We start from the raw sequence: 14632 nt of genomic DNA, 5'->3' as shown, positions 1-14632 counted from the left end.
CAAAGCTTGACAGGTCGGTCACCCACTTGCCACCGGCCTAGCCGGAGCGGTGATCCATTCGCTCCAGGAGCCGGGGTAGAGCCGCGGAACGGGGCGACCGGCGATGGCGTAGGCCAGGAGATTGTGGCAAGCCGTCACACCCGAGCCGCAGTAGGCAACCACCTGGTCGGCCCGGGGCAGCTCGGCGTCGAGCCGTTGCGCCGGCTTGAACCTGCCCTGCTCATCGAGGTTGGCGGCGCTCGGCCGACATACCGCACCCGGGATGCGGCCGGCCACCGGGTCGATGGGCTCGACCTCACCGCGAAAACGCTCCTCGCTGCGCGCATCGACCAGCAGCGCCCGCCCGGCAAGCACCTGGTCGGCGCCAATCCACGCCCCGGCGTTGAACGTCGGCTGCCAGCGGCCAGGCTCGGGAGGCTGCCACGCGGCCTGCACCAGCTCGCCGCCGGCCGCCAGCCAAGCCTGCAATCCGCCGTCCAGCACACGCACATCGGGATGCCCCGCCCAGATCGCCAGCATCCACCAGGCCCGCGCCGCTGCCAGCTGCCCGCCCAGGTCGTCGAGTACCACCACCGGCTCGCCGGGGGAGACCCCGAGCCGCTGCAGCGTGGCGGTGAAGGCCTCGGGCGTCGGCAGCGGATGGCGCCCACCTGCGCCCGGAGGCCCCGCCAGGTCATGGTCGAGGCTGACCGGCAGGCTACCCGCCACATGCCCCGCTTCCCACATTGTCTCAGTGGTGAGACTCGCGGGGGATGCGCTACCCGCCACATGCCCCGCTTCCCACATCTGGCGCCCGGCCTCGGGTTTTCCCAGCCGGGCCCGGCAGTCCAGCACCCGCAAGGGGTGCTGGCCCTGCAGGGCTTCGCTCAGCTCGTGCGCCGTGATCAGCAGGCTGTTCATGCTCGCTCTCCTTTGGCAAGGCCTGGGCGGGCGCGGCCGGCGTCGAGGCGCTCGATGGGCGCTCGCCCGGCCAGCAGCCGGCGCCGACCGGCCCGGGTGAAATTGACCTCGATGATGGGGTCGGCCGGGTCGCCCTCGACCTGCACGACTTCCCCCTCGCCGAACACGGCATGACGCAGCCACTGCCCTGGCCGATAGCTTGCCGCGTCGACAGGCGTGGCCAGCGGCAGCCCCTCTGCCTGGCGCTGCGTCAGCGGCACCTGCCGCGACAACGCCTCGAGGTAGCGCGACATCAGCCGCGGTGAAGACACGGCCAGCGCCTCGTTGCCGACATCGGCCCCGCGCAGGCGTGCGTCGAGTCGCAGGCAGTCCTGCCACGCCGTTTCGGCGATGAAGCGGCTGGGGCGATGCTCGCCCCCGTCGTGTAGGATGAGCAGCCGCTCTCGGGCCCGCGTAACGGCGACATAGAAAAGACGCCGCTCCTCCTCCAGCCGTTCGGGCGTCAGCGGGTTGTCCCGGCTGTAATGGGGAAAATCCTCTTCATTGACGCCGGCCATGGCCACCAGCGGCCACTCCAGCCCCTTGGCCCCGTGCACGGTGGTAATCAGCAGGCCCTCGGCGTGGTTCTCGACCGGCCGTTCGAGCAGCTCGATGAAGGCATCGATCGCCTGCGCCTCGCCGGCCTGTTCAATCAGCACATCCAGCAAACGCACGTCCTGTTCGCCCTTTTCCCGGCGCGCCGCCGCACGCTTGAGCACCTTCTCGGCCTCGAGAGTATCGACGATATGCGCCAGCAGCCGCGCCGGCGGCCAATGGCCCAGCCGCGGCAGCTCACCTAGCAGCGCCCAGCGCCGCTTCAGGTTGCGCCGCTGCACGGGCTTGAGGCTCGCCATCAAGGGGTCGTGGTTGCCGGGAAATTCGCCGGTCTCGGCCAGCCGTCGCGCCAGCGCGCCCAGCCGCTCACGCGCGACAAACGGCGTCGGCTGTTCCAGCAGCCGCAGGAGCAGCCCCGGGTCACGCAGCAAGGCGCCGTCACGTGCCAGCCGCAGGTAGCCGGAGAGCGCCTGCACCAGCGGCAGGCGAAACACAAAGTGAGCCTCGCGGGACAGCCGAAACGGTACCCCCGCCTGCAGCAGCCGCAGCTGAACCGGCACCGACAGGGCCCAGCTTCTCACCAGCAGGCAGGCTTCATCGAGCCGCCGCCCCGCGGCGAGCCAGGCATCGAGCGCCTCCAGCAGCGCGCCTCTGCCCTGCGCCACCTCCAGCGTGGTCGCGGGGTTGCCCTCGGCCGCCAGGCACAGCTGGTCGGGCCGACGCAGGTTGGCGGCAATGGCATGGTTGGCCAGCAGTGCCAGCGCATGCCCGTGGCGGAAGGTGGTGGAAAGCGGGTAATCGCTGGCCGGGCCGAAAGTGGCGGTGAAATGATCGCGCATGGTGTCGGGGTGTGCCCCGCGCCACTCGTAGATGCACTGGTTGGCATCCCCGACGGCCATGACCTCGGCGCTGCGGCCGGCCAGGGTGGCGAGCAGCCGCAGCTGGGCCTGATTGATGTCCTGGTACTCGTCGATGATGACTTGGTCGAGGAAACCCTGCACCCGCACCACCAGCGCGGGCTCGGCCTGGAAGGCCAGCAGCGGACGGTAGAGCAGGTCGGCATAGGTCATCAGCCCATGCTCCGCCAGCAGCGCCTCGAGCCGCTGGAAGGCCTCGGGGAAGTGGCCGGTGCCCTCGCCCAGGTCGAGCCGCTCGTAGAGCGCCTGCGGCGTCACCATTTCCGCCTTCACCAGGGCACAGAAATGGGACAGGGCATCCAGGGTATCCGGCTCCAGCGCCATGTCGCGCTGCGCCGCTTCCCCGCTCAGTACCTCCTGGGTGGCCTGGCGCAGCAGCCGCTCCAGCTGCCAGTCGGCGGAAAGCAGCTGGCGTGGCGTCAGGGCGCCCCAGCGGGTCAGGCTGGCCGTGAGGCGATGCCCCAGCGAGTGGAAGGTGCGAATATCGGGCAGCGCAACGCCGCTCGGTGCCATGGTGGCCAGACGGCGTTGGAAGTCTTCTCGCGCCGAGCGGTTGAACATCAGCACCAGGATACGCTGGGCCGGCACGCCCCGCTGCAGCAGGTGCAGCACCCGTGCCACCAGCGTAGTGGTCTTGCCCGCCCCGGCCACGGCGGCTACTCGAGCGTGGCCCGCGCCATGCTCGACGACGGCACGCTGCTCGTCGGTCAGCTTCACAGGGCCTCAGCCGGTACGCTGCCCAGCGGCTGCCAGGTATCGCCGCTGAATAGCCCCAGCTCGACCCACCCCGGCCGGCCGGGGCGCTGCTCGGCCTCTTCCACCAGTCGATAGTAGACGTTGCGCCCCAGCCGAGCGGTAAGCCCCAGTCGCACGGGCACTTCCGGAATCTCCTCGCCTTCGGGGGTGGCGCTCGGCGTCAGCGAGCGTGCCGCATCGAGGCGCAGGCGATCCCCCGCATTGGTAGTCAACCACCAGTCGCCGTCACCATCGCGCTCAGCATCGACGATCAAGAATGGGCGATCGACGACCCGGATGCGCTGTTTCTCGGCGGGCGTCACCAGGTAGTAATGGCCATCGGCCTCGCGGCGCAGCAGCGTGGAGAGCAGCCGGACCAGGGCCGGCCGGGTCATCTCGCCCCCCTCGTGGAACCAGCGCCCGTCGGCGGCTATTTCCAGGTCCATTTCCCCCACGCGCTCGGGGTGCCAGGTCTCGACGGGAGGCAGCCCGCCGGTCGGCTCGACATGCTTCAGCAAAGGTTCGAGGTTCATGATCGCTACTCCACCAGGCTCGAGTTCTACTCTAGCCCAGCCGCTGCTTCGGGTCAGCGGCCCGAGATCAGGCCGGCGTGGGCCAGCGCCTGGCGCACCTCTGCCGAAATGTCAGGCGCGGCGGCGCGGAACAGCTGGTAGAAATTGGCCGTGGTCTGCATTGCCACCTCGTCGAGGCTGATTCCCCTAGCCTCGGCGATGCACTGGGCCACTTCCACCACCCACGCCGGCTCATTGGGCTTGCCGCGGTGGGGCACCGGCGCCAGGTAGGGGCTGTCGGTCTCGATCAGCAGCCGGTCCAGCGGCACCCGACGGGCCACTTCTCGCAGCGCCTCGGCGTTGCGAAACGTGACGATCCCCGACAGCGAAATGTAGAACCCGTGGCGCACCGCCTCGCGGGCCATGTCGAGATCCTCGGTGAAGCAGTGCAGCACGCCGCCGATGGCCGGGTCGCTGTACTCGCGAATCATGGCGAGCGTATCCTCGCGGGCGTCGCGGGTATGCACAATGACCGGCAGTTCGAGTTCGGTGGCGGCGATCAGCTGACGGCGAAAGCGCTCGCGCTGCACATCACGCGACGGGACACGCTCGGGCGTCTTGTCGAGGTAATGATAGTCGAGGCCGCATTCGCCGATGGCCACCGCGCCGAAGCGCTCCGCGACCTCCTTGATGCCTTCGATCTCCGGCTCCCGCTCCAGCAGGTGGAGGGGATGCACGCCGGCGGAGATGGCCACGTCCAGGTGCTCGCGGCCAAGCGCGGCCAGCGCCGGTACGTCCTCGAGCGTCACCGCGATGGCCAGAAACTGGCGCACGTCGCGTGCGCGTGCGGCCTCGAGGGCGGCCGCCACGCTACCCGCATGCGTGGCCGGGTCGAGACGGTCCAAATGACAGTGTGAATCAACAAACATGCGGTAATCGGCTCATAGCGTTCCGTGAAGAGAGGGGCTTACAGGGTGTAGGAAGGCGCTCCCTTGTCCAATTGACCCGCCAGCAGAGTCTCGATGCGGTCGCGTACGGCTTGGTCCTCCGCACTGAAGTGAATGCCGATGCCGGGCACCCGTCGCCCTGCCACGCCGTCGGGCGAGACCCACACCACCTGGCCGGTAACGGGCACCCGCTCGCTGTCACTCGGCAGCGTTAGCAGCAGGTAGACCTCCTGGCCCAGCTCATAGCGCTCGCGGGTAGGCACGAAGATGCCGCCACGCTCGAGCAACGGCATGTAGGCGGAGAGCAGCGTCTGCTCGTCCTGGATCGTCAGCGACAGTGCCTTTTGCGGTGACATCGACCTCACTCCTCCCCGTTGAGCTTCATGAACGCAGTAGCGCCGACCAACGCACCAGCCAGGCCTCGAGCACCAGCTGCGGGTTGGGATTGCCCCCGCTGGCCAGCAGCCGCCGCTGCTCGCGAGCGTAGTCCAGCAGGCGGAACCAGTCGCGCACCCGGGCGTTCTTCACCGCCTGGCGGTAGAGCGGCAACAGGTCGGGGTTGCGCAGCCGCGATGCTTCGCCGGTCAGGCCAAGGCGAATCAGGTCCTCGAGCCAGGCGATACCGTACCACAGGATCGATTCGATAGCCTGGCGGTCGAGACGCGCGGCCTCGGCCACCGGCTCGGCGCCGCGCACCAGGGCATCGAAGGTGTCGTGAAGCTGCTTGCGCAGAGCCCGTGAACCGGGGTCTGCCAGCTCCACCGCCAGCAGCGGCAGCCCTCCCGAAACCTGCCACCAGAACTGCGCTTCCTCATGGCTGCCAAGCCGCTCGGTCAGCCAGGCCAGGCTCGCCTCACGCTCGGGCAGCGGCAGGCTCCAGTGCTGGCAGCGCGAACGGATCGTGGCCAGCATGCGCGACGGCACGTCGGCGAGCAGCAGGAAATGGGTATTCGCACCCGGCTCCTCGAGGCTCTTGAGCAGCGCGTTGGCGGCCGCCACGTTCATGGCCTCGGCCGGGGCAACCACGATCACCCGCCGCCCGCCCTGCTGGGCAGTCTGGGCCACGAAGCCGTTGACCGTGCGAATTGGGTCGATGCGAATCTGCCGCTTGCCCTCTTCCGGCATCACCCGCATCAGGTCGGGGTGGTAGCCGGACGCCAGCATGTGGCAGCCATGGCAGTGGCCGCACGCCTGGCTGCCCGGCGAGGTGCACAGCAGCCGAGCCACCAGCGCCTCGCTGAAGCGCTGCTTGCCTACGCCGCGCGGCCCCGACAGCAGCAGCGCGTGGGGCAGGCGCTGCTGCTCGAAGCGCTCGAGGAAGTGCTGCCACAGGGGCAGCTGCCAGGGCAGCGGTGTCGCCATACCCGGTTCGCCTAGAGCCATGGGCCAACCCGCTGATCCAGGCAGTCGGCCAGCCGGGCCTGGACGGTGGCCAGCGGTGCGGCGGCATCGATCACGGCAAACCGCCCGGGCGCCGCCTCGGCTCGCGCCAGGTAGGCCTGGCGCACCGCCTCGAAGAACGCGCCGCGCTCCCGCTCGAAGCGGTCCCGCTCACCGCCGCTGGCCGCCAGGCGGCCCTGCAGCCGCTGCTGGGCGGCGGCCACCGGCATGTCCAAAAGCAGCGTCAGGTCGGGCTGAAAATCGCCCAGCACGAAGCGCTCAAGCTCGGCGATGCGCTCGGACGATATGCCCCGTCCACCGCCCTGGTAGGCAAAGGTGGCATCGGTGAAGCGGTCGCATAGCACCCAGGCACCGCGCTGCAGCGCGGGCAGGATCTTTTGCGCCACGTGCTGGGCGCGGGCGGCAAAGATCAGCAATAGCTCAGCGTCGACGCACAGCGTCTCGTCGCTGTCGGGCGTCAGCAGCAGCTCGCGAATGGCCTCGGCCCGCTGGGTGCCGCCGGGCTCCCGCGTTCGCACCACCTCAACGCCGCGCGAAGAGAGCCATTGTGCCACCGCTTCAATATTGGTGCTCTTGCCAACACCCTCGCTGCCCTCCAGGGTGATGAAACGTCCTCGCGGCTGCATCGAAACTCCTTGTGCCAGCATGGCGTGCATCCTGCTCAGCGGTTGCGGATGTAGCGGTTCACGGCGTTGTTGTGCTCGCGCAAGGTGCGCGAGAAGTGGTGGGTACCGTCGCCACGAGAAACGAAATAGTAGGTGTCACCGGGCAGCGGGTCGACGGCGGCCTCCAGCGAGGCACGACCGGGCATGGCAATGGGCGTCGGCGGCAGGCCGTTGATCACATAGGTGTTGTAGGGGGTGGCCTCCTGCAGGTCCGCCCGGGTGATACGCCCCTCATAGCGCTCGCCCATGCCGTAGATCACCGTGGGGTCGGTCTGCAGGCGCATGCCGGTTTGCATGCGACGCTTGAAGACCCCGGCAATCTCACGGCGCTCCTCCGGGGCTCCGGTTTCGCGCTCGATCAGCGAGGCCATGATCAGCGCCTCGTAGGGGGTATCGATGGTCAGCTCATCACTGCGCCGTTCCCACACCTCCTCAAGAATACGCTCCATGCGCAGCAGCGCCTGGCGCAGGATGTCCAAGTCGCTCATCCCCTTGTAATAGCGGTACGTATCGGGGAAGAACCACCCCTCGGGATGGCGGTCCTCGCGCCCTAGCAGCGCCATGACCTCGGCATCGGAAAGTCCGTGGGTCAGGTTTTCCAGCTTGGGGGCGGCATCCAGCTGTGCCCGCATCTGGCGGAAGGTCCAGCCTTCCGGGAAGGTCATGGGATAGGTCACCACCCGGTCGCTGCCCAGCAGAGCAATGAGGTCGCGACCGCTCATGCCGGGTTCGAGCATGTACTCGCCGGCGCGCAGCCGCGGAATTGCCTCTGGCTCGAGGCGCGTCAGCAGGCGAAACGCCCAGTCGTCCTGAATGATGCCGCGACTGGCCAGGTCAGTGACCACGCGGTTGTAGCCGGCGCCGCGTGGCACCTCGTAGAGCGTCTCCTCGTCGACGGCAATGGGTGCCTCCAGTCGGCTCTCCCAATAGTGATAGCCGGCCAGGGCGGCAACCGCGGCGACCACCACCAGCAGCAACAGGTATTTGACTAGACGCAGCATGCCTTTCCTCTCACCGTTCGAACGCCGCCGGGTAGCCCAGCAGCTCATGTGCCATCGCCTGCAGCGGGCGATTCGCATCATCGATGCACCAGCGCCTGAGTTCTGTGCCCGCCGTGTCATCCAGCCGCGTCACCGGCCAGACGCCCTGCACGGAATTGAGCAGCCACAGCGCCTCAACCTCGGCCAGCACCTCGGGGCCGCAGCTCACCTCGACGATCGCCTGGCGGGCCATCAGCGCGGCGCGCAGGGTACCGGCCACGCCGCATCGGGCCAGGCACGGCGTCTCGAGCCGTCCGTCACGGCGCCAGATCAGGTTCATCGCGGTGGCTTCCACCAGCAGGCCTTCGCTGTCGCAGAGCAGCCCTTCGGCCAGCTCGGCGTCTTGCCATTCACGGCGCGCCAGGACGTTTTCGAGACGATTGAGGTGCTTGATGCCGGCCAGTGCGGGCTGCCTGCCGAGCCGAAGCCGGCAATGGCGCACCCGCACTCCATCGCGCCAGCGGGCCGGCTGCGGCGCAAAGTCAGCGACCTTCCAGCGCAGCCGTGGCTGCGCCGGTTCGGGCGGCAGGTAGCCGCGCCCTCCACTGCCCCGCGTCAGGATGATCTTGAGTACCTTCAGGCCGGGGCCGGCCCGGGCGGGCAACTGGGCAAGGCGCGCCGTGTCGGGCGGCGGCAGGGACAGCGCCCGACAGCCACGCGCCAGCCGCGCCATATGCTCGTCCCACAGCAGGGCCTGGCCATCACGCACCAGCACGGTCTCGAAGAGGCCGTCGCCGTAGGCCAGGCCACGATCATCGAGCGGGACGCTGTCGTGGCCAGGCCAATCCGTCACGGCAGCGCCCTCCTCTCACTCGCTTCAGCGCAACTTGGAGAACAGCAGGGTGCCGTTGGTTCCACCGAAACCAAAGGAGTTCGACAGCGCCACGTCGATCTTCATCTGGCGCGCCGTATGCGGTACGTAGTCGAGATCGCAGCCTTCCTGCTGGTTATCGAGGTTGATGGTCGGCGGTGCCACCTGGTCGCGAATCGCCAGAATGCAGAACACGGCTTCGACCGCCCCGGCAGCGCCCAGCAAATGGCCGATCATCGACTTGGTCGAGCTGACGGCCACCGAGGAAGCCGCGGCACCCATCACCTTCGAGACCGCACGGCTTTCGGCCAGGTCGCCGGCCGGCGTCGAGGTGCCATGAGCATTGATGTAGTGAACGTCTGCGGGGTCGAGGCGCGCATCGCGAATGGCGTTGCGCATGGAGAGCGCCGCGCCGCTGCCATCCTCGGGCGGTGCCGTCATGTGGAAGGCATCGTCGCTCATGCCAAAGCCAATCAGTTCGGCATAGATGCGCGCACCGCGGGCCTTAGCATGCTCGTACTCCTCGAGCACCAGCACGCCAGCGCCGTCGGACAGCACGAAGCCGTCGCGATCGCGATCCCACGGGCGGCTGGCCGCCTGCGGGTTGTCATTGCGGGTCGAGAGCGCGCGGGCAGCGGAGAAGCCACCCAGGCCCAGCGGCGTGGTGGCCATCTCGGCACCGCCGCAGATCATCACGTCGGCATCGCCGTAGGCGATGGTGCGAGCGCTGTAACCGATGTTGTGCGTGCCCGTGGTGCAGGCGGTAGTGATGGCGATGTTGGGGCCACGAAAGCCGTGCTGGATCGCCAGGTTGCCGGAGATCATGTTGATGATCGAGCCGGGGACGAAGAACGGCGAGATGCGTCGGGCGCCACCCTTGTTGAGCGCGTTGTGGTTCTGCTCGATCATCGGCAGCCCGCCGATGCCCGAACCGATGGCCACGCCGATTCGCTCAGCGTTGGCTTCGGTGCATTCGATGCCCGAGTCACTGATGGCCTGCGCGCCAGCGGCCACCCCGTACTGGATGAACAGGTCCATCTTGCGCGCATCCTTCGGATTCAGGTACGGGCTGATGTCGAAGTTCTTGACCGAGCCCCCGAAGCGCGTGTTGAAGCTGCTGGCATCGAAATGCTCGATGGGGGCGATGCCGCTCTTGCCGGCCAGGATGTTCTCCCAGCTCTCCTCGACGGTGTTGCCCACCGGCGTGACCAGGCCAAGCCCGGTCACCACAACTCTACGAGCCATCAGTTTTCCTCCAGACAACCTAGACGACACGGCCCATTCCAGGGACCGACGTTGCGCGCATTATACCCAACAAGCTCCCGGCTTGGGCAGCCACTGCCAAGGCATGAAGCAAAAAGCCGCCCTGGATTCAGGACGGCTCTTGATGGGCTTCACTGGGAGGCCCGTCACCTCAGCAAGCGGGGACGACCGCGCCCTTACTGGTGGGCGTTGACGTAGTCGATGGCTTCCTGAACGGTGGTGATCTTCTCGGCTTCCTCATCGGGAATCTCGGTGTCGAATTCCTCTTCGAGCGCCATGACCAGCTCAACGGTATCCAGGGAATCGGCGCCCAGGTCTTCGGTGAAGGAGGAGCTGTTCTGAATATCCTCTTCCTTGACGTTCAGGCGCTCGGCCACAACCTTCTTCACGCGCTCTTCGATGGTGCTCATTATGACGTACTCCAGTCGTTCAAGTTAGCCGTTCGGATGACCAACCGTTTGGTCCGCAAACTCAAGCTGCGGGGTAGTTTATAGACGCCCCCCGGTCGGCGCAACCGCCGACCCGCGGAAGCGTCAACGCATGTTCATGCCGCCGTTGACCTGCAGCGTCTCGCCGGTGATGTAGCCAGCGCTCTCGCCCGTCAGGAAGCCGACGGCCGCGGCAATTTCCTCCGGCTCGCCCAGGCGAGCCAGGGGAATCTGGGTCAGCAGCATCTTGTGCTGCTCTTCGGGCAGTGCATGGGTCATGTCCGTGGCGATGAAGCCAGGTGCCACGGCATTGACCGTAATGGCCCGAGACGCCACCTCGCGGGCCAGGGCACGGGTGAAGCCCTCCATCCCCGCCTTGGCGGCAGCATAGTTGGTCTGGCCCAGGTTGCCCATGGTGGCCACCACCGAGCTGATATTGACGATGCGGCCGAAGCGAGCGCGGGTCATGCCGCGCAGGCATGCCTTGGTGACGCGATAGACGGACTTGAGGTTGGTGTCGAGCACCGTATCCCACTCATCCTCTTTCATGCGCATCAGCAGGTTGTCGCGCGTGATGCCGGCATTGTTCACCAGGATCGTCGGTGCACCGAACTCCTCGGTGATCGCCTTGATCAGCGCATCAACGCTCTCCGGATCGGTTACGTCCAGCGCGCGACCGGCGCCCTCGAAACCCTGGGCCCGCAGGTCCTCGCCGATCTTGGCCGCGCCATCTTCGGTGGTGGCCGTGCCGATCACCACCCGCCCCTGGCGGCCCAGTTCATGCGCGATGGCGCGTCCGATGCCGCGACTGGCCCCGGTGACCAGGGCGATTCTGCGTTCGCTCGTCATAGCTGCTTCCGATATGAGTCGTGATTGTTCGGATGAAGGAGGCTGTCTCCTTCCTGGCTCACTGGCTGGCCGCTTCCCGCGCCAGTTCCAACGCCGCTTCAAGGCTGTCGGGGTCGTTCACCGCCAGTCCCTTGCTGCCCTTGGCAATACGCTTGCCAAGACCGGTCAGCACCTTGCCAGGACCGCACTCGATGAATACCTCGGCGCCACGGTTCACCATCGCCTCCACGCAGGAGGTCCAGCGCACGGGCTGATAGAGCTGCTCGATCAACCGGGTACGCAGCGTACCCACATCGGCATGCGCCTGGGCATCCACGTTTTGATAGATGGTATAGCGCGGCGGGCGCATGTCGAGCGCCTCCATGGCAGCCTGGAGCCGCTCGGCGGCTGGCTTCATCAGCGTGCAGTGCGAGGGCACCGACACCGGCAGCGCCATGGCCCGCTTGGCCCCGGCCTCCTGGCACAACGCGATGGCGCGCTCGACCGCTGCCTTGCTGCCGGCGATGACCACCTGTCCTGGCGCATTGTAGTTCACCGCGGCGACCACATCGCCCTGCGCCGCCTCGGCGCAGGCGCGCTCCACCATCGCATCGTCAAGCCCGAGGATGGCCGCCATGCCGCCCTGCCCCAGCGGGACCGCCTCCTGCATGGCCTCACCGCGCAGCCTGACCAGGCGCACCCCGTCGGCGAAGCCGATTACGCCGGCGCACACCATGGCGCTGTACTCGCCAAGGCTATGCCCCGCCATGGCCCCGGGCCGCGGGCCTTCGAGCTCCTGCCAGACCCGCCAGATGGCCACGCTGGCCGTGAGCAGCGCAGGCTGCGTGCAGGCCGTGGCGTTGAGCGCATCTTCCGGCCCTTCCTGCACCACCTTCCACAGGTCGTAGCCCAGCGCATCGGCGGCCTCCTCGAACGTCGTGCGCACGACGCTGTAGCGCTCGGCCAGCTCACGCAGCATGCCGATCTGCTGTGAGCCCTGCCCGGGGAAAAGGAGGGCGAGGGGTTGAGTCATGTCGTTCACCATTGATCTTGTAGAGTCCTGTCATGCCGACTGCGCAGCTCGCTGGCCATGCGGGAGGGAAGATCCCGACTGACCTCCTGGACTGCCCGCAGCACGGCATAGGAAAAGCCGATGGCATCAGCGCTGCCATGGCTCTTGATCACGATGCCGCCAAGCCCGAGCAGGCTGGCGCCATTGTATCGTACCGGGTCCAGCTCGCCCTTGAGCCGCCTCAATGCCGGTCGTGCCAGCATGCCCACCAAGCGACTGCTCCAGTGGGCCTCGAAGGTGGTCTGAACCCGCTCGATGAGCATTCGCGCCAACCCTTCACTCGCCTTGAGGACCGCATTGCCGACGAAACCGTCGCAGACCACCACATCGTACGCACCGGTGAAGATGGCGTCGCCTTCGGCAAAGCCGCAGTAATTCAACGACGGCATGGCACGCAGCCTGGCATCGGCCTCGCGCACCGTGGCACTCCCCTTGGTCGCTTCGCTGCCTACATTGAGCAGCGCCACCCGCGGCGATGCCAGCCCATCCACCTCGCGTGCCATGACGTCACCCATACAGGCGAAGTCGACCAGACGCTGGTAGGAGACATCGACATTGGCGCCCAGATCGAGCAGGTAGCAGCGGCCATCGCCACGCGTGGGAATGGCCGTACTGATCGCCGGCCTGGGAATATCGGCCACCGTGCCCAGCTCGCGGCGCGCCAGCGCCATCAGGGCCCCGGTATTGCCGGCGCTGACGCCGGCGATGGCCTGGCGGCTGGCCACCTGCGCCAGCATGCGAGCCATGCTGGTGTCGCCGCCACGCCGCAGGACATCGGAAGGCTTCTGTTCCTGGCTGACGGCCAGCGGAGCGTGATGAACGACCAAACGCGAGCCCGCCGCGGCGAGGTGCCGCGGCAGGCTCTCGAGTTCGGATTCCAGCAGGCTTGCAGGGCCGAAAAGGTCGATGGTCAGCGCCGGCGTGGCCTCAGCAGCGATCGCCGCGCCCTGCACGGCTGCCTTCGGGCCGATGTCTCCGCCCATCGCATCGACGGCGATCCGCACGCTCAACTGCCGTCCGTCACCGGCGGGGATACGACTCAGGCGTCGACGATCTTGCGGCCGCGGTAGAAGCCGTCGGGGGAAACGTGGTGGCGCAGGTGAGTGGTGCCGGTTTCCTTGTCCTGGGACAGGGTCGGCGCGCTCAGCGCATCGTGGCTACGACGCATACCGCGCTTGGAACGGGTCTTGCGATTCTGTTGAACTGCCATGGGGTGTCACTCCAGAGTGAGACAATAAACAACCATCACTTTTTTCCCTTGAGGTGGCGCAGCACCTCGAAGGGATTCGCGGCCGGCTCCGAAGGTTCGGGCGCCTCGCCGCTGCTCAGCTGGTCGCGCGAGACCCGGCAATGGGCCTCATCGTGGTAAACCACCTGCGGCAGACTGAGGATCAGCTCATCCTCGACCACCTCCAGAAGGTTCAGCTGTTCGTTTTCCACCAGCACCGGCTCGTGGGTTCCCGGCAGGTCGGCCGCCAGGGTGTCGCTGGTCACCATCCCCAGCAGGAAGTCGCTTGCCACCGATTGCGCCAGCGGCTCGAGACAGCGTCGGCACGGCAGCTGCAGCTCGGCCTCGAGGCGCCCACGAATTTCGCGCCGGCCTTGGGCATCGATGCCGAACTCGAGCCAGACCCGGCAGTCACCGGACTGGGCACCCACCTGCTCGGCCAAGCGCTCGAAACGATCGAGCGACATCAGACCGGCCAGGCGTTCGGCGCGTGCGGCGAGCCGGTAGGGCTCGACCTTGTCGGGGAGTCGTGTGGTCAACATAGGCGCGCAATGATAGGCACTCGCCCTGCGCCTGTCAAAGACACCATCACTGCGCGCTACAATAGCGACCACCGGCGTCGGCAGGCAGCGCGCCTGCGCCTTCTTCCTCTGCTTCAACAGGGAGTCACCTGCCATGCTTCAACTCGTCCTCGCCTCCAGCTCCCCATGGCGCCGTCAGCTGCTCGATCGCCTCGGACTGCCCTACCTCTGTGCGAGCCCCGATATCGACGAGAGCCGTCGACCCGACGAGCCTCCCGAGGTGCTGGTGCACCGCCTCGCCCTGGCCAAGGCAACCGCCGTGGCCAAACAGTACCCACGCCACATCATCATCGGCTCCGACCAGGTGGCGCTGTTCAACGACGAAATACTCGGTAAACCGGGCAGCGAAGCCGCCGCTTGCGCTCAGCTCGAGCGCTTTTCGGGCCAGCGGGTGCGCTTCCTGACGGGCCTGGCCCTGGTCGACACCGCCAGGGCCCGACATCAGGTTTGCCACGAGCACTACGACGTGGTGTTCCGTTCGCTGGGGAGCGAGGAGATTGCGCGCTACGTCGCCCGGGAGCAGCCGCTTGACTGCGCCGGCAGCTTTCGCATGGAGGGGCTGGGCATCACGCTGTTCGATAGGCTCGAAGGCGACGACCCCAACACCTTGGTTGGCCTGCCGCTGATTCGCCTGTGCGCCCTGCTGCGCGAGGCCGGCCTCGACCCACTGGGCACGCCGGCCGAGGCCTGAGCAAGCGTACCGGCGGCCA

The 14632-nt window shown here is 67.5% G+C and carries 17 protein-coding genes; 1 reads left to right on the top strand and 16 read right to left on the bottom strand.

Annotated features, from left to right (window positions below; translation table 11 throughout):
- Window positions 1-18: 18 nt before the first annotated feature.
- From ACT7B3_RS05890 to ACT7B3_RS05815, 16 genes are all read right to left on the bottom strand, one after another.
- Window positions 19-900, bottom strand: a complete 882-nt coding sequence (locus ACT7B3_RS05890; RefSeq protein ID WP_445157196.1) for a sulfurtransferase — start codon at window positions 898-900, stop codon at window positions 19-21.
- On the bottom strand, window positions 897-3128 hold the full coding sequence (locus tag ACT7B3_RS05885) for an ATP-dependent helicase (RefSeq protein WP_445157195.1): 2232 nt from the start codon (window positions 3126-3128) through the stop codon (window positions 897-899). The genes ACT7B3_RS05890 and ACT7B3_RS05885 overlap by 4 nt, the downstream gene beginning before the upstream one ends.
- On the bottom strand, window positions 3125-3679 hold the full coding sequence (locus ACT7B3_RS05880) for a DUF1285 domain-containing protein (RefSeq protein ID WP_445157194.1): 555 nt from the start codon (window positions 3677-3679) through the stop codon (window positions 3125-3127). The genes ACT7B3_RS05885 and ACT7B3_RS05880 overlap by 4 nt, the downstream gene beginning before the upstream one ends.
- A gap of 53 nt (window positions 3680-3732) precedes the next feature.
- Window positions 3733-4587: a TatD family hydrolase gene (locus tag ACT7B3_RS05875; protein ID WP_445157193.1), complete on the bottom strand. Its 855-nt coding sequence runs from the start codon at window positions 4585-4587 to the stop codon at window positions 3733-3735.
- A 38-nt stretch (window positions 4588-4625) separates the two neighbouring features.
- On the bottom strand, window positions 4626-4961 hold the full coding sequence (locus ACT7B3_RS05870; protein ID WP_444678052.1) for a PilZ domain-containing protein: 336 nt from the start codon (window positions 4959-4961) through the stop codon (window positions 4626-4628).
- A 25-nt stretch (window positions 4962-4986) separates the two neighbouring features.
- The gene (locus tag ACT7B3_RS05865; RefSeq protein ID WP_445157192.1) at window positions 4987-5967 is read right to left on the bottom strand and encodes a DNA polymerase III subunit delta'; all 981 of its coding nucleotides are present in this window, start codon (window positions 5965-5967) and stop codon (window positions 4987-4989) included.
- 11 nt (window positions 5968-5978) lie between these two features.
- Window positions 5979-6632 (bottom strand): dTMP kinase, encoded by a 654-nt coding sequence (gene tmk, locus ACT7B3_RS05860; protein WP_445157191.1) that lies wholly within the window; start codon window positions 6630-6632, stop codon window positions 5979-5981.
- Between the two features lie 35 nt (window positions 6633-6667).
- Window positions 6668-7672, bottom strand: a complete 1005-nt coding sequence (gene mltG / locus ACT7B3_RS05855; protein WP_444678055.1) for an endolytic transglycosylase MltG — start codon at window positions 7670-7672, stop codon at window positions 6668-6670.
- A gap of 10 nt (window positions 7673-7682) precedes the next feature.
- Window positions 7683-8504, bottom strand: coding sequence for an aminodeoxychorismate lyase (gene pabC, locus ACT7B3_RS05850; protein ID WP_444678056.1), 822 nt, complete (start codon window positions 8502-8504; stop codon window positions 7683-7685).
- A gap of 24 nt (window positions 8505-8528) precedes the next feature.
- Window positions 8529-9770 (bottom strand): beta-ketoacyl-ACP synthase II, encoded by a 1242-nt coding sequence (gene fabF / locus ACT7B3_RS05845; protein ID WP_445158847.1) that lies wholly within the window; start codon window positions 9768-9770, stop codon window positions 8529-8531.
- A 191-nt stretch (window positions 9771-9961) separates the two neighbouring features.
- Window positions 9962-10195, bottom strand: a complete 234-nt coding sequence (acpP, locus tag ACT7B3_RS05840) for an acyl carrier protein (protein WP_008956801.1) — start codon at window positions 10193-10195, stop codon at window positions 9962-9964.
- A 123-nt stretch (window positions 10196-10318) separates the two neighbouring features.
- The gene (gene fabG / locus ACT7B3_RS05835; RefSeq protein ID WP_445157190.1) at window positions 10319-11062 is read right to left on the bottom strand and encodes a 3-oxoacyl-ACP reductase FabG; all 744 of its coding nucleotides are present in this window, start codon (window positions 11060-11062) and stop codon (window positions 10319-10321) included.
- Between the two features lie 58 nt (window positions 11063-11120).
- A complete protein-coding gene (gene fabD / locus ACT7B3_RS05830) occupies window positions 11121-12074 on the bottom strand; it encodes an ACP S-malonyltransferase (protein WP_444678058.1) in 954 nt (317 codons plus the stop codon).
- 5 nt (window positions 12075-12079) lie between these two features.
- A complete protein-coding gene (gene plsX, locus ACT7B3_RS05825) occupies window positions 12080-13117 on the bottom strand; it encodes a phosphate acyltransferase PlsX (protein ID WP_444679355.1) in 1038 nt (345 codons plus the stop codon).
- A gap of 35 nt (window positions 13118-13152) precedes the next feature.
- Window positions 13153-13323, bottom strand: coding sequence for a 50S ribosomal protein L32 (rpmF, locus tag ACT7B3_RS05820; RefSeq protein WP_102588615.1), 171 nt, complete (start codon window positions 13321-13323; stop codon window positions 13153-13155).
- A gap of 35 nt (window positions 13324-13358) precedes the next feature.
- Window positions 13359-13883 (bottom strand): YceD family protein, encoded by a 525-nt coding sequence (locus ACT7B3_RS05815; RefSeq protein ID WP_445157189.1) that lies wholly within the window; start codon window positions 13881-13883, stop codon window positions 13359-13361.
- A gap of 133 nt (window positions 13884-14016) precedes the next feature.
- Here ACT7B3_RS05815 and ACT7B3_RS05810 point away from each other — a divergent pair, with 133 nt between their 5' ends.
- Window positions 14017-14613 carry a Maf family protein gene (locus ACT7B3_RS05810; protein ID WP_444678059.1) on the top strand — a complete coding sequence of 199 codons (597 nt, stop codon included), beginning with the start codon at window positions 14017-14019 and terminating at the stop codon, window positions 14611-14613.
- The last annotated feature ends 19 nt before the right edge of the window (window positions 14614-14632 follow it).

The sequence above is a fragment of the Halomonas sp. E14 genome (assembly GCF_052568415.1).
This window is presented reverse-complemented; position numbering and strand designations above follow the sequence as displayed.